Genomic DNA, 18834 nt, shown 5'->3' on the forward strand with positions numbered 1-18834 from the left:
CTAGGGTGACGCCATGGGAACGATCGAGCTGGGCCCGGAACGCGGGCGGCTGCTGATCAAGACCGGCCGGACCGGTCTCGGCCGCCGCGCCGGGCACGATCTCACGATCGAGGCCACCCGCTGGTCCGGGGCGCTGACCCTTCCGGGGGACGCCACGAGCGTGGCCGACGCCACGGCCGAAGGCTCGTCCGTCGAGGTGCGGGTGCCGGTGGACGCGCTGGACGTCCGCGAGGGCGCCGGTGGCGTGCTGCCGCTGTCCGACCAGGACCGTACCGAGATCCTCGGGAACCTGCGCACGGTGCTGGGCGCCGCGGAGCATCCGGAGATCACCTTCGAGTCGACCGGCGTCCACGGCACGCCCGCCGAGTTCACCGTCGAGGGACGGCTGACGGTCGCGGGCCGTACCGAGCCGCTGGCGCTGCGGGCGCGGGCCGAGGACGGCAGGGTCGTCGGCTCGGCGACGGTCAAGCAGACCCGGTGGGGGATCAAGCCCTACTCGGCGTTCTTCGGCGCGCTCAAGCTGGCCGACGACGTCGCCGTGGAGTTCGACCTCCGGCTGTGACCGGCCGACCGGGTGACCGGGTGGCGCGCGCGCCCGCGCGGCCCGTGTGAACTGGTCGTCGAACGTACGCGGGAAGGGCAGCATCCGGTGTCGCCCCATGGCCCGCCAGGGCGCGAGGCCGCGCACGGCGTTGAACCCCGCCGCCGTGAAAACCATGCCGGTGAACGCCTCGGGTGGCGGCAAGCGCACCGGGTAGCGGTCCAGGTGGGTGAGCCCGGCCGGCAGGGGATCGGGACGGTACGCAACCGGGCAGACCAGCACGAAGTCGGGATCGGCGCCTTCGAGGGCCGCCACGTCCGCTGCATACCCTGCCAGCTCGGCGATTTCCTCCCGCGGCCCGCTGTGCACGATCACCCACGCGTCCGCCGGGACGTCCGCGGGGCCGATGCTCGGAGGGTCCGCCAAGGTCAGCGGCGCCACCTCGGCGGACCGCGCCCGCAGGTACGCCAGGTGCCCGGGGTCCAGGTCCTCCAGCACGTACGTACGGTCGAACCGGGGAGTGTCGTCCGGAAGGACGCGGCGGTAGGCGTCCCAGCGCAGCAGCCGCGCCAGGTGGATCACCCGCGCGCCGGGCGGGACGGACGCGGCCGTGAGGTCGCCCCGCAGCCCCGCCGGGAACGCGCCGACGATCAGCTCCTCGACATCGAGGCCAGCCAGGACACCGGCGTCCGGCCGCAGCACCCGTGAGAAGGCCGTCCGCACGCGGGGATCGCCGGCGAACGGCGAGCCGGTGAACACGGTGACGGCGCGTCCCTCAAGACCGGCCATCCGCAGGTACGCCCGCAGCCGGGTCAGATGGCCGAGCCCGCCGCCCTCCGCCCAGCAGGCGATCACGCCGCACCGGACTCCGCCAGAACGCGCAGGTAACCCGCGGTCTCGGCGGCCGGGGTGAAGTCGCGGCGGATCCGCTCCTCGCCCGCCGCTCCGCGCTTGGCCAGCTCCTCGGCGCTCGCGCGGGCGGCGCGGCAGGCGTGGGCGTCCCCGGCCGGGAACACGAAGCCGATCTCCTCGTCCGCCACGTCGGCCAGCCCGCCCGCGTCCGAGGCCAGCAGCGGGACGCCCAGCGCGGCGGCCTCCAGCGCGACGTTCGGCATCCCGTCATAGAAGGACGGCAGCCCCGCGTGCGCCAGCCAGGCCGCGACCTCCGCGTGCGGCAGCGTGTACATCCAGTCGACCCGCTCGTCCACGCCGAGCCGTTCGGCCAGGCGCCGCAGCGGCTTGCACCGCCGCTCCGGCACCGACGAGCAGACCACCAGGCGCAGGTCCGGCAGGTCCGCCAGCCGGGCGAAGGCCCGCAGCAGCACGTCCACGCCCTGCCAGGGCTGCACCGCCTTGACATAGATCACGTACCGGCCCGGCGCGCCCGCCGGACGTCCGGGACGCGGCGAACGCACCGGATCCGCCCCATTGGGCACCAGATGGATCCTGCGGTCCTCCACCCCGAGACGGCCCACGGCCTCGGCGATCACGGACGAGGGCACCACCACGGCGTCGCTGCGCTCCAGGCAAAACCGCTCCGGCTCGCGCACCTTCCCCGGCGTGCCCGGCGAGGCCAGCGGCCAGGTGTGCGTCATCTCGATCGACGGCAGCCCGTTGACCTCGAACACCACCCGGTGCCGCCGTCCCGGAGCGGTCACCGCGGGCAGCGCGCCCCACGGGTCCCGGACGTGGCAGACCTCAAGCGTCCCCAGGTGAGGAGCCAGATGCGCGGCGACCCACGACGAGAACGCCTCCGCCCGGTCGAGGAGGTTCGGGATCGGCTCGGCGAACCTGGCGATCTCCCGCCCGCCCGGTTCCCGCTGGTAGCGCGGCAGATCCGGGCCGCCGAGCACCGCCAGCAGCCCACCGTCGTACCGGGTGAAAAGCTCGTCGGTCATCTCGGCGATGTGGACCGCCGAGCCCTTTGCCGCAGGGAATCGGCCGAACGCGACATAGGCCGCCCGATGCTCCGATTTCCACCCGCACGCAGGAACTCCACCGGCCCGTTCATCACCCGAGTAGGCGCCGGATATGGCCAACGACCTCGTCCAGCGCCACCTTCTCGCTCTCCCCCGTGGACCGTCGCGTCACATCGGCCGTCCCCTCGGCCAGGCCGCGCCTGCCCACGGTGACCCGGTACGGGATGCCGGTGAGCTCCGCGTCGCGGAACTTCACACCGGCGCGTTCGGGACGGTCGTCGATGATGGTCTCGACCCCGGCGGCGAGCAGGTCCCGGTAGAGGGCCTCCCCGGCCTGCGCGGTGGCCTCGTCGTTGGTCTGGGCCACCACGACCACCACCTGGTAAGGGGCGACCGCGGGCGGCCAGACGACGCCGCGGTCATCGTGGTGGATCTCGACGATCGCGGCCATCGCGCGTTCCACCCCGATGCCGTAGCTGCCCATGACCAGCGGGACCTGGCGGCCGTCCGCGTCGGGGACCTCGGCGCCCAAGGCGCGGGCGTAGCGGTCGCCCAGCTTGAAGATGTGCCCCACCTCGATCGCCCGGAAAATCCGCAGCGGCTCCCCGCACCGCGGGCAGGGCTCGCCCTCGGCGACCTCACGAAGATCCGCCCAGGTGCCGACGCGGATGTCGCGCTCCACGTCCACACCTCGCAGGTGGACGTCGTCGCGGTTGGCACCGGTGAACATGTCGCGGCGCCCGCGCAGCGCCTCGTCCGCGATCACCGGGAGATCGGTCACCCCGACCGCGCCGAGGCTGCCCGGCAGCGCGCCCAGCCACTCGCGGATCTCCTCCGCGGCCGCGGCGCGGACGGCGGCCGCGCCCGTCGCGTCCACCAACTTCTGCTCGTTGAGCAAATGATCACCCCGAAGCAGGACGAGGGTGGGCCGCTCGTCCAGCACGTACACCAGGGTCTTGATCTGGCGGTCCGCCGGGGCGCCATGACCGGTCGCCAGATCGTCGATCGTCCGCACGCCCGGGGTGTCGAACGGCTCTGGCACCGCCGGGCCGGGAGCATCCGTGACCTCCGGAAGCCCGGACGTGGCGCGCTCGATGTTGGCCGCGTACCCGCAGGCGGGACTGTGCACGACCCGATCCTCACCGGCCTCGGCGGGACACATGAACTCGACGGAGTCCGACCCGCCCATCGTCCCGCTCGACGCCTCCACCGCCAGCACGGGCAGCCCCAGCCGCTCGAAGATCCGCGTGTACGCGCCGTGGAAGGCGGCGAAGGACGCGTCCAGCCCCGCACGGTCGATGTCGAAGCTGTAGGCGTCCTTCATCGTGAACTCGCGCGTCCGCATCAGACCGCCCTTGGGACGCGGCTCGTCCCTGAACTTCGTCTGGAACTGGTACCAGCGCTGCGGCAGCGACCGGTAGGAGCCCAGCTCCCGCGCGACCGTCGCGAAGATCTCCTCATGGGTCATGCCCAGCGCCAGCTCGGCGCCCCGCCGGTCCCGGAGCCGGAACATCTCCTGGCCCATCAGGTCCCAGCGTCCCGAACGCCGCCACGGCTCCGCCGGATGCAGGGCGGGCAGCAGCATCTCCTGCCCGCCGACCGCGTCCATCTCCGACCGCACCACCTCGATGATCTTGGCGCGGACCCGGACGGCCAGCGGCAGCAGCGAGTAATGGCCCGCCGTCAGCGGCCGGACGTACCCCGCCCGCACCAGCAGCCGGTGGCTCACCGCCTCGGCCTCGGCCGGGTCCTCGCGCAACGTCGGAATGTGAGCCTGGGACCAGCGCATGGGCGGGGATTGTACTGGGCGGCGCAAATGCGTCCTGGTTGGGCGCGGGCACTTAGTACCCTCGGGGGCGTGAGTCGAGAAGGTGTGACGCCGCAGAGCGAGGATTTCTCCGCCTGGTACAACGAACTGGTCATCAAGGCGCAGCTCGTCGACCGGGGGCCGGTGCGCGGCACGATGGTGATCCGCCCCTACGGGTACCGGATCTGGGAACTGCTCCAGGCCGACCTGGACCGGCGGATCAAGGACGCCGGGCACGACAACGCCGTGTTCCCGCTGTTCATCCCCGAGTCCTACCTCAAGCGCGAGGCCGAGCATGTGGAAGGCTTCTCGCCCGAGCTCGCGGTGGTCACCGTCGCCGGCGGCAAGGAACTGGAGGAGCCGCTGATCGTGCGGCCCACCTCCGAGACGGTCATCGGCGAGTACATGGCCAAGTGGATCGACTCGCACCGCGACCTGCCGCTCCTGCTGAACCAGTGGGCCAACGTGGTCCGCTGGGAGATGCGGCCGCGCATGTTCCTGCGCACCACCGAGTTCCTGTGGCAGGAAGGGCACACCGCCCACGCCGACGAGGCCGACGCCATGCGCGAGACCATGTGGGCCCTGGACGCCTACGCCGCCGTGGCCCGCGACCTGGCCGCGATCCCCGTGGTGGCAGGGGAGAAGACCCCCGGCGAACGCTTCGCCGGCGCCGTCCGCACCTACACCATCGAAGGCATGATGCGGGACGGACGCGCCCTCCAATCCGGCACCTCGCACTACCTCGGCACCAACTTCGCCAAGGCGTTCGAGATCCAGTACCAGGACGAGGAAGGCCGGCTCCAGCTCGCCCACACCACATCCTGGGGACTGAGCACCCGCATGATCGGCGGCGTGATCATGACCCATGGGGACGACAAGGGCCTCGTCCTGCCGCCCCGGCTCGCCCCCTACCAGGTGGTGATCGTCCCCATCGGGCGCAAGGAACAAGGCGAACGCACCGCCGCCGAAGCCCGCAAACTCGGCGCCGCGATCAAGTCCATGGGCATCCGCGTCCACGTCGACGACAACCGCCCTCAACTCTCACCCGGCTTCAAGTTCAACGAATGGGAGATGCGCGGCGTCCCCGTCCGCATCGAACTCGGCATGCGCGACCTCGACAACGGCGTCGCCACCCTCGCCCGCCGCCTCCCCACCGAAGAAGGCCAAGGCAAAGAACAGATCCCCCTCGACAAGGTGCCCGAACTGCTCCCGCGCATCCTCGGCGACTTCCAGTCCTTCCTCCTCGCCCGCGCCGAACAGTTCCGCGACACCCACACCGCCGTGATCGACGACTACGCGGACTTCGCCACCCAGGTCAACGGCGGCTGGGCCCGAGTCTTCCACTGCGGCCGCTCCGAATGCGAAGACGACATCAAAGCCGACACCGCCGCCACCCCCCGAGTCATCCCAACCGACGCCCCAGAAGAGACCGGCACCTGCATCAAATGCAACCGCCCCTCCTCCTACAACAAACGCGTCATTTTCGGCAAGGCTTATTGATTTGCAACCGCAAGCTGCGCTCCTCGCCTGGCGGCTCGTCGCTTGTTGCGGTTGCGGCGATCGCTGCATCGCTCCGACTCGCCTAGGGGCTCGCTTCGCGATCAGGGTCTCGCTGGCGCTCGCCCCTGCCTTCGGTCGCGATCGCAACGCTTGGGCGCCGTTCGGGGCTGGGGTAACGGGCTGAGGAGAGTGCGACTGTGTTCATTGGCAAGCACGAGCTGCGCTCCTCGCCTGGCGGCTCGTCGCTTGTCGCGACTGCGGTGATCGCTGCATCGCTTCGACTCGCAGCGCTTGGGCGGCCGTTCGTGGCTGAGGCCGGCGGTCAAGGTCTCTCGCGCGTCAAGAATCGTCTAAATCGGTTTTCTGCGGGTATCCCGGGTTCATGCGGACGATCCGGGAGAACACCCGTAACGAGACTGAGCATGAGCGTCTCGACCGGCAGCTCATGGAGCTTCTCCAGGGCTTCCGAGTCGCGGTGACGGGCGTGCAGGTGCTGTTCGCGTTCCTGCTGACGGTTCCGTTCGCGCCGGGCTTCGACCGAGTGGACGACGGCGGGCGGATCCTGTTCTATGTGGCGCTGTTCGGCGCGGCGCTGGCCTCGATGTTCTTCATCGCCCCGGTGATTCAGCACCGCATCCTGTTCCGGCTGAACCAGAAGCCCCTACTGATCCGGCGCGCCAACCGATACGGGATCGGCGGTGCGCTGGCGCTGGCGGTGGCGATCAGTGCCTCCACCACCCTGATCATCAAAACCCTGGTGTCGGACGGGGCGGCCGCCGTCACCGCCACCGTGGTGGTCCTGTTGTGCGCCTGGATCTGGTTTGTCCAGCCTCTGCTGTCTCGTCGCGCGGCCACTGGCAGTTTTCGCCCTGGTGCCGCCGATCGCCAGCGGGAGGTCGCCAACGATGGTTAGCCTCGGTGCCTCAGTTCGACCGTGACCGCTGACCTCAGCCCGTTGCCCCAGCCCCGAACGGTCGTCCAGGCGTTGCGATCGCGTCCGAAGGCAGATTCGAGCGTCAGCGAGAATCTGATCGCGTAGCGAGCCTCTGGGCGAGTCGGAGCGATGCAGCGATCGCCGCAGGCGCGACAAGCGAGGAGCGCCAGCGACGAGCGCAGCTCGTGCTTGCCATAAGAGCTGTGCGCTTGGATCTGGTTTGTCCAGCCTCTGCTGTCTCGTCGCGCGGCCACTGGCAGTTTTCGCCCTGGTGCCGCCGATCGCCAGCGGGAGGTCGCCAACGATGGTTAGCCTCGGCGGCTCATTTAACCGTGACCGCTGACCTCAGCCCGTTGCCCCAGCCCCGAACGGTCGTCCAGGCGTTGCGATCGCGTCCGAAGGCAGATTCGAGCGTCAGCGAGAATCTGATCGCGTAGCGAGCCTCTGGGCGAGTCGGAGCGATGCAGCGATCGCCGCAACCGCAACAAGCGACGAGCCGCCAGGCGAGGAGCGCAGCTTGCGGTTGCAATTAGAAACGCTCTGGTAAGACTCTCAGGGCTAGCATGGAGACGTCGTCTCTTAGGTCGCCGGTGCAGAATTCTAGTAGGGCGGATTGGACGGCGTCCAGCATGCTTTGGACGGGTTCTGTTGCGGTCGCGGCCAGGGTTTCCAGGAGGCGTTCCTGGCCGAATTCCTCGCGGTTTTGGTCGCAGGCTTCCAGGATTCCGTCGGAGTGGAGGAAGAGGGTGTCGCCGACGCCCAGGTCGAGGACGTCGGTTCCGGCTTCGAAGTCCTCGAAGAGGCCGAGTGGGACGCCGCCGCGGGACGAGGTGCGGATGACGCCGTCGGAGCGGATCACGATGGCCGGGGGGTGGCCGGCGATGCCCAGGGAGACGAGGACGCGGTCGCGTCGGAGTTCCAGGGTGGTCATGACGGCGGTGACGAAGCGGTCCTCTTCGAGGAGCGCGTCGTTGACGGCCGCCATGACGTCGCGGGGGGTGCCGTACTGGCGGGACATGAGGCGGACGCCGTGGCGGGCCGTGGCGGTGACGGCGGCGGCGTCCTCGCCTTTGCCGCATACGTCGCCGAGTACCAGGCCCCAGCCGTCCTTGGTGCGGAACACGTCGTAGAAGTCGCCGCCGACCTCGGCGCCGTGCGTGGCGGCGGTGTAGCGGGCGGCCAGGGCCACTCCGGGGATCTCGGGGAGGCGGCGGGGGAGCAGGCTTTTCTGCAGGGTCTCGGCGACTTCGGCGCGGCGGCGGTAGAGGCGGGCGGCGCGGATCACCAGGCCGAGGTAGCGGCCCAGGCGTTCGACGACGGTCAGGTCCATCAGGCCGAACTGGCCGTTCTCGCCGCTGGACGCGAGGGTGATCGTGCCGATGCAGCGGTCGCCGTCCTGGACGGGGACGCACAGGACGGAGGTGGCGCCGATGCTGGCGCAGACCGGCTGCCCGTCCGGGGCGGTGCCGAGGACGGCCAGGTCCTCCACGTGGGGGCGCAGGGCGCTCTGGCGGGTGGTGAAGACCATGTGCGGCAGCGTGTCGCGGCCGGGCACGAGCGCCTCGACGGACTGGGCGGCCTCGATCGAGCGCTCGTCCTCGGGGCCCATCACGACCTGCCGGGTCAGCGTCCCGCTGGCGATGGCGGCCTCGACCGGGTCGAGCCGCCCGCCCGGCTGCCAGGGCGTCTGCGACGGGTGGCCGATACCGTTCGAGCCGACCAGGTCGATGATCACCCATTCGGCGAGTTCGGTGGCCAGCACCCGGGCGCAGCGGCGCACCGCCACGGTCTCGTTGAACACCGGTTCGCGCAGCAGGAGTTCGGTGGCGCTGCCGAGCACGTCGAGCCGGTGCACGATCGTGGCGATGGCCACGTCCTCGTCGGCCTGCCGCAGCTCCGCGGCGGCGGCCTTGGCCTTCGCGGCCTTGGCGGCGGCGGCCTCGTCGACGGCCGTCTCCTGGCCGGCGGTCGCGACGGCCACGACCATCGGGTCGGGCTCGCCGCGGATCCACACCCGGGCCAACGTCACCGTGGCGTCCACCGGCTGGTCGCGTCCCAGGAAGCGGACCGGTACGCGGCGGCGCCGGCCGGTGCGGACGACCCCGGCGAGCTGGGAGCGCAGCGCGGCCCGGGTCGCCAGGTCGCAGAACGCGGTGAACTGCTTGCCCGACACGTAGCCGGGGGAGGTGCCCAGCAGGGCCGCAGCCTGGCGGTTGACCCGCCGGACGCTGGTGTCGCGGTCCAGCAGGAACAGCGGGACCGGGGCGTCCTGGAAGACGGTGCGCAGCACCCGCCGTTCGGTTTCGGCGGACGCGGTGCGCCCGGCCTCGTTGGTGTGCTCGGTGCCCACGGAGCGCAGCGCGGTGAGCGCCAGTTCCAGCTCCACCAGCGCCGCGTCGAGGGTGGCCCGAAGGTCGATCTCGGGCATTCCGGCGGCCTGTCTGAGCTCGCCGATGCGGCCCTCGAGATCGACGATCTCCCGCATCATGGTCTCGGGTTCGAGACAGTCGGGCATTGCGGGGGTCTCCTACGGTCCTTGGGTGCCAAGCTGAGACCGGTCCCTCGGTCGCCGAGCGCAGCCTATGCCCTTTCCTGGTGTGGGTCAGTCGGCGGTGTGATCGATGAGTCCTTGGTCGCTCACGATGCGTTGCGCGAGCGCCGTCAGTTTGACGTGACGGGTCTGGGAGATGCGCCGCAGCTCGGCGAACGCCTCGTCGGCGTCGCAGCCCAGGGCGTGCATCAGGATGCCCTTGGCCTGGTCCACGACTGCGCGTGCCTCCACTGCTTCTTGGAGTTGGACGGCGGTGCGGTGGACACTGCCATATTGGAGCGTGTTGGACACCGCGTTGCTGCTCTGCGCCACCAGCAGGGAGGCGAGCGCGTGCTGGCCGCGGGCGAGCGCCCGCGGCGACACCCCGAAAAGGGTGAGGGTGACCAGGACGGGCTCCTTGACGTGCGGCGTCGTGGAGAACGTGCGCAGGCCCAGGGCGAGCATGTCGGTGGTGGCCTCCGGCCAGCGCGCCTCGGCCAGGATGTCGTCGGAGCTCACGGCCGTGCGGGTGCGGACCACCTCGAACACCGGGCCGTGCCGGCGGGCGAGCTGGCGGTCGGTGATCTCGGCGAGGTCGGGATGGCTGGCGGCGGAGGCGAGGGGTTCGGGGCCTTCGTCCGGGTCGGCCGGGATCGCCCAGCGGATGCTGGTGGCGCCGGCGCATCCGGGGACCGCCTGCGGCGCCAGTTCCGACACCCGCCTCAGGGTGCCGATGTCGGAGGACTCACCGACGATGCCGAGCCGGGCGATCTCCAGTGCCAGCTCGTCGGTGAGCACGGATTCGGTGGGCGGCACCCCTTGACGGTATCCTGCCGGACCGCTCGTTCGTACCCCTTGACCGTCGGTCACATGTCCGGCGCGGCCACGCTGATGTCGCGGAGGGCGGCAGCGCCGTCCTGCATGGCGCCGTCCGCGAGCGCGAGGTCGCCCATGGTGACGATCCCCACGGGACGCTGCTGCCGGTCCACGACGGGCAGCCGGCGGATCGCCTCCTCCCGCATGAGGCGCAGCGCCGTGTCGGTGTCGTCGTCCGGCCCGAGGGTGACCGGCTGGGCGGTGCACACGTCGCTGAGCGGGGTGTGCGCGGCGTCCCGGTTCTCGGCCACGCCCCGGATGACGATGTCGCGGTCGGTGACGACACCGCACAGCCGGCCGGAGAAGGTGACGAGGACGTCACCGATGCCCTGGTCCCGCATGATCCGCGCGGCCTCGTACAGGGTGGCGTCGAGCGGCAGGACGCGCGGCCCGGCCGTCATGACGTCGCCGATTCTCCGGGACACGAAGGCCCTCCAGTTGTCGCGGCTGGTCCGTCTGTGTGGCGCGTGTGTCTCCGGGGGGACGCGCACGCGACGTGTCACGCTCGCACGCACGGTGGCCGGTTCGCACTCGGTCGCGCTGTACCCACCGTGAACGGGCCTATTCAGAAGCGGAAGATCGACCCGGTGCGCGCGGCGAGCTCGCACGGGTTGCCGTACCGGCGATGAAACCGGATGCGGCGTCCGTGCCAGCGCCCGGTGGCCTCGGCGATCACCGGCGCGTAGATCATCGTGCAGGCGGAGCCGGGGGCGGGGGCGCGGTCGATGGCACCCCCGGTGCGCTCCAGGTCCGCGCAGGCGGCGGCCGCTCGCGGATGGCTCCCGCCGGTCGGGCCGCACCGCAGGTTGACGCTGTGCGTGCCGGGGCCGCGGTCCTCCGGGTGGCTGAGGGTGAGGACGAGGGATGCGCGCGGGGCCGTGGCGTTCGCGGGGAGGGTTGGAAGCAGGACGAGGGCCGTTGTGGCGAGTGCGGTGAGGGTGGTGCGCATCGCTACTCCGATGTCACTGGGGATGACGACGTCATCGCTCAATGTAGCGGTGCGACGCCAAAGAGTGGCGGAGAGAAGGGTGTTCCCGCGGTCACGGGGCAACCGCGGGAACACGATCTGGGGCCGGGTCAGGCGGCCAGCGTGTGCGCCTCGCGGTGGTCGGCCAGCGCCTCGCGCAGTTGCTTGCGGCCGCGGTGCAGGCGGGACATCACGGTGCCGATGGGCGTGCCCATCATTTCGGCGATCTCCCTGTAGTGGTATCCCTCGACGTCGGCGAGGTACACCGCGTCCCGGAAGTCCTTGGGCAGGGCACGCAGGGCGGAGACGACGCGGCTGTCGGGGATGCGGTCGAGCGCCTCGGACTCGGCGGACCTGAAGCCCGCGGTGTGCGCCTCGGTGTGGGCGAGCTGCCACTCCTCCAGCTCCTCCGACCCGGCGCGTTGCGGCTCGCGCTGGCGCTTGCGGTAGGTGTTGATGAAGTTGTTGGTGAGGATCCGGTGCAGCCACGCCTTGAGGTTGGTGCCTTCCTCGAACTGGTGGAAGTTCACGTACGCCTTGGCCAGGGTCTCCTGCACCAGGTCCTCGGCGTCGGCGGTGTTGCGGGTCATCCGGACGGCGCTGGCGTACAGCGGGTCGGCGAGCGGCAGGACGTCCCGCTCGTAGCGCTCGGTGGCGGGATCGGTCTCGCGAGCGGGCTGCGGCACAGCGGTCATCGTCGCTTCCCCCAATGGATCAGGACCCGGGTAGGGCCGGTCGCGCACGCGCGCAGGGTTGGTACGCGCATGCCGGGCGGATCGGGCCGCCCCCCATGCATGGGTACGCTCCACCGTTTCCGGCTGGTTCGGACTGGGTCTCTGCCGGGTCCTGCCGGATGCCGGCCATGCTCACTGGGAGGATCGGCCGAGGTGCGGTGGGTTGATCGCTGCGTCGGGCGGCACCGCTGGACGGAAGGTCGGCGGGATGTCGCGGGCCTTGGGCGATCAAGGGCGCCGGGCGGGCGCCGTTCGCGTCCCCATAGAGAAGACGCTCAAGGGTTGCCGGAAGGTTGCGCTACCTGGGGTGGTGTCCATCACAGGAAAGGGCGAGGGCCCCGGCCGGTGGAGGCGGCCGGGGCCCTCGGTGGGGAGAGAACGGATCATCCGAGCAGGTGGTCCAGCGCCCTCCTCATGATCGCCTGCCGGTCGGAGGCCGACTGGACCTGCTCAAGGCCGAACCCGAGCAGCACGGTGTCCCGGGTCGCCACCGCCGAGACGGAGTCGACCAGGGCCTCGGTGCGGGCGAACTCGCTGGGGTTGCCGGGGCTGCCCGCCGGCGCGCCCGCGATCGTCCACGGGCCCAGTCCGGACTCGAAGCCCTCCGCGTCGAGCTGGCCGCCGGACGTGGTGACCTTCGTCTCGTCCACGAACAGGCCGGTGCCGCCCGTGAACGGGTCGCTCACGTAGGAGATCGACACCTCGACCTGCTTTCCGGCGTAGGCCGACAGGTCGAACGCGACGGGCACCCAGCCGTTGGAGTTACCCGTGAAGGAGTTCCATCTGCCGGTGGTCCCCGTGTTCTGGCACGGGTTCCCGCCGGTCAGGTAGCGGCCGAGGAACGGATGCATGGCCATGAAGTAGCCCTGCGAGCACTCCTCCGGCACCCGGTCGCTGGTCCGGCCGTTCTTGTCCGGCAACGTCGTCCAGTCGTCCCCGCCGGCCGTCCTGGCCTCCAGGATGACGTGGTCGAACCCTGTCTCGGTGCTGTAGGACAGCATCGCCTCCAGGGTCGGCGCCTGCGCCGCGGTGACCGACGTCAGGTCGATCGTGCGGGTCAGCCGCCGCCAGGTGCCGTCGGAGTGCGGGCCCGCCACGTACCACTGGCCGGCGAACGGCTCGGTCGGCGCCGCCGCTCCGAGGTAGTCGCCCGCCTTCCAGCTACGGAACTGCGGGAACTGCGAGGGCGGCAGCGCCGTGGAGGTCACCTGGAAGCCGCCCGCCTCGTTGAGCTGGTTGGTCGGCGTCCCGGCGAGCCCGGCGTCGCTCCCGCCGAACGGGCGGTCCGTCCCGACGAACCGGGTCGGTGTGCCCACCCGCTGCCGGTCGAAGCCGCCGAGCCAGTACTGCAGAAAGTCGTTCGACAGCAGCTCGCAGTCGTCCCGGAAGCTCCGGGTGAGCACGCACGGCCGCTCGGGGTGCCCCTTGAGGCCGTAGTAGATCCCGCCGCCGTTGGCCTGGGCCAGCGGGCCGAAGTAGCCGGTGGTCTCCCCGGTGTAGAGCAGCTTGCCGCCCTCGTTGAGGAACGACCGCACCGCCAGCAGCGTGTCCTTGGCGCGGTCGGCCACCTGCGAGTCGGGGAACGCGCCGCCGCCGGCGGTGCGCACCGGCTCGTCGGCCGGGTCCTGGGTGAGCCGGTTGTCGCCCAGATACCAGACCGCGCCGCGGAAGTGGCTCATGACGCCGAGGTCGTGCGGCGCCCCGTCCTTGTCGATGTCCCACACCAGCGGCTTGTGCTTGGCGGACTTGACCAGGTCGGCGTACTGCCGCGCGTACCGCGGGGCGTTGGTGTCGGCCGGGTAGGCCGGGTTGATGCCCGTGTAGTCCTCGTCCGCGATGACCACCACGTCCGCGCGGTCGCGGTCCCGGACCGTGTAGGTGAACTTCTCGCTGACGACGCGCCTGCCGTTCTTGGTCCCCTCGAACCAGACCTCGACCCTGTCACCGGGGCGCTGCCTCTCGACCTTGCCGCGGTACTCGCCGTAGTAGTGGTCGTTCTCGTCGCCGTAGCGTTCACCTCCGCGCCACTCGCGGGCGCCGTCCGAGTGCACCTTGCCGCCGTTGATCCGGTAGCGCAGGTCCTTGTTGGACAGCGACCGGCGGATGTAGGCGCGCACCTCCTGGGTGGAGCCGAGCGACACGCCGAACTTGTCGATCTCGATGTCGGCCGTGGTGCGCCCGACCGGCGAGACCGGGTGGTCGGGGGTACGGGCGGACTTGCCGACCGACAGCGCCAGCGGCAGGTTCTTTTGGAACTCGGCCTGGATCAGCGCCTCGTCGTCGGGGAACTCGAAGCCGCTGCCGCAGTTCTCCGGCTCCCACTCGTCGTCGGGGTCGGCGTTGGCGGCGGTCTCGCAGGTCGCCATCTCCGGGGTGATCGAGAGTGCGCCGTGCACGTTGTCGGCGTAGCCGTCGGTTTCGCCGTTGGTGGTGTAGAGCTGGGCGCCGAGCTGCGGCACGTACCCGGGCACGGCCGGGTTGTCGGTGTCGCCGAGCAGCGCACGGTGGATCACGTCGTCCGGGCTGTGGGTCAGCGTCTGCCAGCCGACGCCGTGCAGCAGCAGCTCGGCGGCCGAGTGGTAGTTGACGATGTACTTGGGCTTCACCCGTTTGAAGAGCCCCGCCTGCGCCCTGGTCTCGGGCTCGGAGGCCGGTGCCGCGCCGCGGTAGACCTCGCTGCTGGGGTCGGGGGACGAGCCCTCGTTGTCGTAGCCCCACTTGTAGTCGAAGTTCCGGTTGAGGTCCACGCCGTCCGCGCCGGTGATCTGGCCGTCCCCGTTGTTGTCGCGGACGTTCTTGCGCCAGAGCCGGAAGCCCTCCTGGAACGTGAGGTCGTACCCGTCCACGTTCACCACGGGCAGGAACCACAGGTCGGTGGTGTCGACCAGCTTGGTCAGCTCGGCGTTCTTCCCGTACCCGTTCACGTAGTGGTGCAGCAGCCTGCGCACCATCTCCGGGGTGATCCATTCACGGGCGTGCTGCGTGCCCTGGTAGATGACGGCGGGACGCTTGCCGTCCTTCAGCTTGGCCACGTCCTTGCTCACCCGTACGGCGGTGATCGGCTTGCCCTGCAATGACCTGCCGATGTCGACCGCCTCGGCGATCCGCGGGTGGTCGGCGGCGACCTTGAGCAGCTCCTCGCGGATGTTGCCGGCGCCGCTGTAGGGACGGAACACCTCCTGCTGGGCGAGCGCCGCCTTGGCCCGCTGCGTGGTGTCCTTGCCGTCCACCTTCTTGATGCTGAGCCGGACGCCCTGGCGTTGCAGCTTGGCCGCCTGCACGCCGCTCATCACGACCTCGACGCGGGTCCTGCCGGCCTGCGCGGACCTCGTGTAGGTGATCTCCTCCCGGTCGAGCCCCGCCGTGTTCAGGCGTTTCAGCTGTTCCGCGGTCAGATCGCCGGCGTAGACCTCCACTCCCCGGGGGCCCGCCGAGGGGTGCGGCGAGGCTTGGGCCGGGGTGGCGGCGAGCAGCCCGATCAGGAGCGTGGCCGCCGCGGTGATGGGAAGTAATGCCGACCGTTGCCGGAAATACCTGCGCGTCATCGCGCCTCCCTGCGTGGATCGCAACGTGGGGCTGCGTGATCGTCTGCCGCGCGGGGATGGGTGTCAATGTGGCATCCACGCAGATTGCCGCTTTCGGCCAGTTTGTAACGGTTCAGCCCCGCGAGGGTTTCCAGAACGTCTCGGCGGCCGCCCTCGGGGTGCGAGGAGGGGTGTAGTCCGTCCTAATCTGTCAGTGTTTTATGGCTGCTGCGACAGATATTTTCCAACGTCCGGATTGCTCTGATCGAAGGAGCGGGGCGGGTCGGCTGATCCGCCGTCCATCGGTTCATGGCCGGGGGGAGCGAGTTGGGGCGGAGTCTGACGCTGCCGGTGCCGGACACCCTTCAGGCGACCTACGCGGTCGTCTTTCCCGCGCCGCCCCCCGACCCGCGCGCTCTCGCCCGCGAACGGGTGTCCCGCCTGATCGCCGCGCCGCTGCGCGACCTGGTGCTGCGGATGCTGGACAGCCCGCTGCTCACCCTCGACCTGCGTCCCGCCGCCGAGTTCCCGCCGCTGCCCGCCGACCTGCTGGCCGCGTTCGGCGCCGGCCCGGCCGACCTGGCCGCGATCGCCACGGCCTCGCACCTGCTCGCGGTGCGCGCCGCGTACCGTCCCGGCTGGCCGCCCGCGCACGAGTGGGCCACCCGCGCCATCGCCGGAGCGACGGGCGCGCTCGGCACCGACCGGCCCGTCCCGGTCATCGACGTGTTCACCCCGCAGGTGCTGGACGCCGAACGGATCGAACGCTCACTGCCCGGCCCCGACGGGACGGTACGGCTGACCGACTGGATCCTGCTCCCGCACACCCCGGGCCCCGGCGGCTTCTGGTTCACCACCAAGGGCATGGCCAGGTTCGGGCTGCCCGAACTCCAGACCGAGAACGTTCCGCCCCAGCTCGTGGAGCGCTGGGGGCGGCTGCTCAACGGCCTGGCGTCCCGCGTGCTGGGCCTCTGGCTGGACGAGCTCGGCGCCGCGGAGAGGCCGGCCCTCGTCGAGCTGCCCGAGGTCGTCTCCGTCGGGCTCCAGGACGTCGCCGCCGCCCACGGCGTCCGGGAGGAGGGCAGCCGGGAGGTGCGAGTCGGGCTCAGGCTGGACGCCGACGAGGAAGGCGCACCCCTGCTGACCGTCCTTCCCGCCGGGGACGGCCCCGGCGGGCTCGCGGCCCTGTGCGCCGCCCTCTTCGGCACCTCCAGGTCGGCCTGACCGTGCGCCCGCGCATCGGCCGGGCCGGTTGCCGTGGACGCGGCGGAGGGCCGAGTATCGGAAGGTGAGATCCGGCCCGATTGACCGCGACGGGGACACCGGACCCGAACGCGACGACACGTCCGGCGAGCCGCGCACCGCGCCTCAGCGTCCCGTGCCCCATCCCGGCGACATCCGCGTGGCCGGGACGACGGCCCCGGACGTCCTGGCGAAGAATGAGGCGGACTGGGTACACGTCCAGGGCGCGGCGAGCCCGGAGCAGCCGCAGGGCGGGACGCCCTCGCCCGAATGGCAGCCGGCCAAGGGCGCCGAGCGGAGCGGCCCGCTGCCCGAGCCGCCCGCCTGGGAGCCGCCGCCCCCGGAGCCCGCCGCCGCGTCCGCGGAGACGACACAGCCGGACGTGTCGCTCGTCCAGCAGGCTTTGGGTATCGGCGCCGAACCGGAGCCGGCGCCCGAGCCGCCGCGCGTCCCGCCGCCGCGGGACGATCCCGGCCGCGGTACCGATCCAGGACGCGGTACCGATCCCGGGCCGATGAGCGGCCCCGAGCGCCGCAAGACGCTCGTGGACTCGTTCGTCGCCGAGTTCGTCGCCAGCGCGACCTGGCGTGCCACCCTGGCCGTGCTGGAAGGCGCCTTCCCCGGGCTGGGGATGGCGGCGACGCTGGCACGCCGCGCCGACGAGCTGTGGCGGACGATCGACGGCCTGGACGAGGCGGGGCAGGCCGGGCTCGGCGTCCCCGTCTGGCGGGACGGGAACGGGATGGCGTTCGACCTCAGCGCCCGCGTGCCCGCCGGACACCGGGTGGTCGGATCGCGCGTGCGGGGCGAGCGGGACGCCAGGCCGCGGGCCTCCTGGCCGTACGCGGGCGCGTTCGTGATCGACACCATCGACCCGCTGCGGTACCACCGCGCGGTGGCCGGGCCGATGGCGCCGCGCGACCGTCCCGGAACGCCGGGCGGCGCGGCCGGTGGGCGGGCACCGCGGGTCCCGACGCCGCCTCCGGGCGAGGAGGAGGACTCCGGCGTCGTGATCGTCGCCCGGCTGACCTCCGCCGGGCCGCGCGTGCTCGACTCGACGGCGCTGTGGCGGTACGCGGGGCGCGTCGTGACCGCCACCCTGCACGATCCGCGGCGCCCCGAGACCCGCGTCCAGACGCGCCGCGCGTTGCGCGCTCTGCGGCGGATCGTCTTCATCGACCCGGACCTGGGCCTTGGGATCTGCCTCCAGATCGACGTCGCCCGGACACCGCGCAGCCTGCTCGCCTTCCATGTCGACCGGGACGACGCCCGGGGTCCGCGCTTCGTCTCCCTCTAGAGCGGTTCAGGCCGTCTCGGGAGTGCCGAGCCAGGTCAGGTCCGCCTGCCGGTCGGCGGGCAGCTCCCGGATACGGGCCGCGGGCTCCCAGGGCTCGATGCCCTCCTGGTCCTGCTCGGGCAGCAGCCCGCACAGCATCGTGCCCGCCGTGCGGACGACGGTGAACGCGCCGATCCTGGCGATGCCGCCGCCGTGCAGGTGCGCCAGCTCCACCAGCAGCGCGGTCAGCGCGGACGGGTCCCGCGGGTCGTACATGGCACGGACTTGGCGGAAAAGCTCCTCGGCCAGCTCGTCGGAGCGGCGGCCGGACATCTGGTAGGCCGTTCCCAGGTAGCCGCCACCGGCGGAGCGGTCGGAACGCTCCTCCCGCGTACGGACACGTAGCCCGTACTCGGCGGCGCACCGCTCGTACGCCTCGGCGAGCAGCGCCTCGGACTCGCCCTCCTCGCTGAGCAGCAGGCCCGACACCACGCCCTCGTCGCGGTCCAGGCGTTCCAGCATCTCCTGCCGCAGCTCGGCCACGACCTGCTCGGTGGCGTCCAGGGACCGGGCCAGCGCCTGCCGCGCCTCACGGTCGAGGCCCATCCCGGCCAGATCGGCCGACAGAGCCCCCAGCTCCTGCTCGACGCGGGCGAGCCGCGCGCCCAGCCTGTCGATACGGCTGACCACTTCCGGCATCGTCGTCTCCGCCGCGCGCAACGCCCCGGGCGGCGGCTGCGGCGGCTCCGGCCGCGGCGGGATCACGATCCCCGGATGCTCGGCCACCTGCGCCACCTCGGCTTGGAGGGCGTCATGGCGCCGGGTCAGCTCGCCGAGCTGGGCGCGCAGCTCCCGCAGCTCCGCCTGCGCGCGAGGCAGCCGTTTGTCGGAGGCGAGGTAGAGCTCGCGCCCGGCGATCGCCAAGCACAGCAGGACCAGGATCAGCGTGGTCATCGGGCCGCCTCCGGACGCGATCGCAACGGT

15 protein-coding genes are annotated in these 18834 nt (G+C 71.5%); 6 read left to right on the forward strand and 9 right to left on the reverse strand.

Annotated features, from left to right (window positions below; translation table 11 throughout):
• Positions 1-13 precede the first annotated feature (13 nt).
• Positions 14-562: a YceI family protein gene (locus QSK21_RS17140; protein ID WP_285696931.1), complete on the forward strand. Its 549-nt coding sequence runs from the start codon at positions 14-16 to the stop codon at positions 560-562.
• 450 nt (positions 563-1012) lie between these two features.
• Positions 1013-1249 (forward strand): hypothetical protein, encoded by a 237-nt coding sequence (locus QSK21_RS17145; RefSeq protein WP_285696932.1) that lies wholly within the window; start codon positions 1013-1015, stop codon positions 1247-1249.
• A gap of 143 nt (positions 1250-1392) precedes the next feature.
• Here the strand turns inward: QSK21_RS17145 and QSK21_RS17150 are convergent, their stop codons facing one another.
• Entirely contained in the window at positions 1393-2580 is a 1188-nt protein-coding gene (locus QSK21_RS17150) for a glycosyltransferase (protein ID WP_285696933.1), read from the reverse strand.
• Entirely contained in the window at positions 2552-4249 is a 1698-nt protein-coding gene (locus QSK21_RS17155; RefSeq protein WP_285696935.1) for a proline--tRNA ligase, read from the reverse strand. Before QSK21_RS17155 ends, QSK21_RS17150 begins: the two co-directional genes overlap by 29 nt.
• 69 nt (positions 4250-4318) lie before the next feature.
• On the opposite strand from QSK21_RS17155, the gene proS reads away from it, so the two are divergent.
• Positions 4319-5767, forward strand: coding sequence for a proline--tRNA ligase (proS, locus tag QSK21_RS17160; protein ID WP_285696936.1), 1449 nt, complete (start codon positions 4319-4321; stop codon positions 5765-5767).
• 382 nt (positions 5768-6149) lie between these two features.
• Positions 6150-6680: a DUF6328 family protein gene (locus QSK21_RS17165; protein WP_285696937.1), complete on the forward strand. Its 531-nt coding sequence runs from the start codon at positions 6150-6152 to the stop codon at positions 6678-6680.
• 550 nt (positions 6681-7230) lie between these two features.
• Here QSK21_RS17165 and QSK21_RS17170 read toward each other — a convergent pair.
• The 6 genes from QSK21_RS17170 to QSK21_RS17195 all read right to left on the reverse strand — a co-directional run bounded on the left by QSK21_RS17170 (position 7231) and on the right by QSK21_RS17195 (position 15353).
• Positions 7231-9216: a SpoIIE family protein phosphatase gene (locus tag QSK21_RS17170; protein ID WP_285696938.1), complete on the reverse strand. Its 1986-nt coding sequence runs from the start codon at positions 9214-9216 to the stop codon at positions 7231-7233.
• Positions 9217-9303: 87 nt separating this feature from the next.
• Positions 9304-10047 carry an ANTAR domain-containing protein gene (locus QSK21_RS17175; protein WP_285696939.1) on the reverse strand — a complete coding sequence of 248 codons (744 nt, stop codon included), beginning with the start codon at positions 10045-10047 and terminating at the stop codon, positions 9304-9306.
• A 50-nt stretch (positions 10048-10097) separates the two neighbouring features.
• Positions 10098-10532: a CBS domain-containing protein gene (locus QSK21_RS17180; RefSeq protein WP_285696941.1), complete on the reverse strand. Its 435-nt coding sequence runs from the start codon at positions 10530-10532 to the stop codon at positions 10098-10100.
• A gap of 140 nt (positions 10533-10672) precedes the next feature.
• A complete protein-coding gene (locus QSK21_RS17185; RefSeq protein ID WP_285696942.1) occupies positions 10673-11098 on the reverse strand; it encodes an SSI family serine proteinase inhibitor in 426 nt (141 codons plus the stop codon).
• An 86-nt stretch (positions 11099-11184) separates the two neighbouring features.
• Complete coding sequence (locus QSK21_RS17190) at positions 11185-11769, reverse strand: sigma-70 family RNA polymerase sigma factor (protein ID WP_285696943.1); 585 nt, start codon at positions 11767-11769, stop codon at positions 11185-11187.
• 422 nt (positions 11770-12191) lie between these two features.
• Positions 12192-15353: a M14 family metallopeptidase gene (locus tag QSK21_RS17195; RefSeq protein WP_285696944.1), complete on the reverse strand. Its 3162-nt coding sequence runs from the start codon at positions 15351-15353 to the stop codon at positions 12192-12194.
• Positions 15354-15659: 306 nt separating this feature from the next.
• Here QSK21_RS17195 and QSK21_RS17200 point away from each other — a divergent pair, with 306 nt between their 5' ends.
• On the forward strand, positions 15660-16556 hold the full coding sequence (locus QSK21_RS17200; RefSeq protein WP_285696945.1) for a serine/threonine-protein kinase: 897 nt from the start codon (positions 15660-15662) through the stop codon (positions 16554-16556).
• Positions 16557-16620: 64 nt separating this feature from the next.
• Positions 16621-17871 (forward strand): hypothetical protein, encoded by a 1251-nt coding sequence (locus QSK21_RS17205; protein ID WP_285696946.1) that lies wholly within the window; start codon positions 16621-16623, stop codon positions 17869-17871.
• A 6-nt stretch (positions 17872-17877) separates the two neighbouring features.
• On the opposite strand, the gene QSK21_RS17210 is transcribed toward QSK21_RS17205, so the two are convergent.
• Positions 17878-18804 (reverse strand): hypothetical protein, encoded by a 927-nt coding sequence (locus tag QSK21_RS17210; protein WP_285696947.1) that lies wholly within the window; start codon positions 18802-18804, stop codon positions 17878-17880.
• Between the last annotated feature and the right edge of the window lie 30 nt (positions 18805-18834).

The organism is Actinomadura sp. NBRC 104412 (assembly GCF_030269515.1).
GTDB lineage: Bacteria > Actinomycetota > Actinomycetes > Streptosporangiales > Streptosporangiaceae > Spirillospora.

What these genes read in the sequence shown, in the direction of transcription:
- QSK21_RS17155 (WP_285696935.1), bottom strand. Translation starts at nt 4,249, where the DNA reads ATGCGCTGGTCCCAGGCTCACATTCCGACGTTGCGCGAGGACCCGGCC.
- QSK21_RS17210 (WP_285696947.1), bottom strand. Translation starts at nt 18,804, where the DNA reads ATGACCACGCTGATCCTGGTCCTGCTGTGCTTGGCGATCGCCGGGCGC.
- QSK21_RS17190 (WP_285696943.1), bottom strand. Translation starts at nt 11,769, where the DNA reads ATGACCGCTGTGCCGCAGCCCGCTCGCGAGACCGATCCCGCCACCGAG.
- QSK21_RS17195 (WP_285696944.1), bottom strand. Translation starts at nt 15,353, where the DNA reads ATGACGCGCAGGTATTTCCGGCAACGGTCGGCATTACTTCCCATCACC.
- QSK21_RS17140 (WP_285696931.1), top strand. Translation starts at nt 14, where the DNA reads ATGGGAACGATCGAGCTGGGCCCGGAACGCGGGCGGCTGCTGATCAAG.
- QSK21_RS17165 (WP_285696937.1), top strand. Translation starts at nt 6,150, where the DNA reads ATGCGGACGATCCGGGAGAACACCCGTAACGAGACTGAGCATGAGCGT.
- QSK21_RS17170 (WP_285696938.1), bottom strand. Translation starts at nt 9,216, where the DNA reads ATGCCCGACTGTCTCGAACCCGAGACCATGATGCGGGAGATCGTCGAT.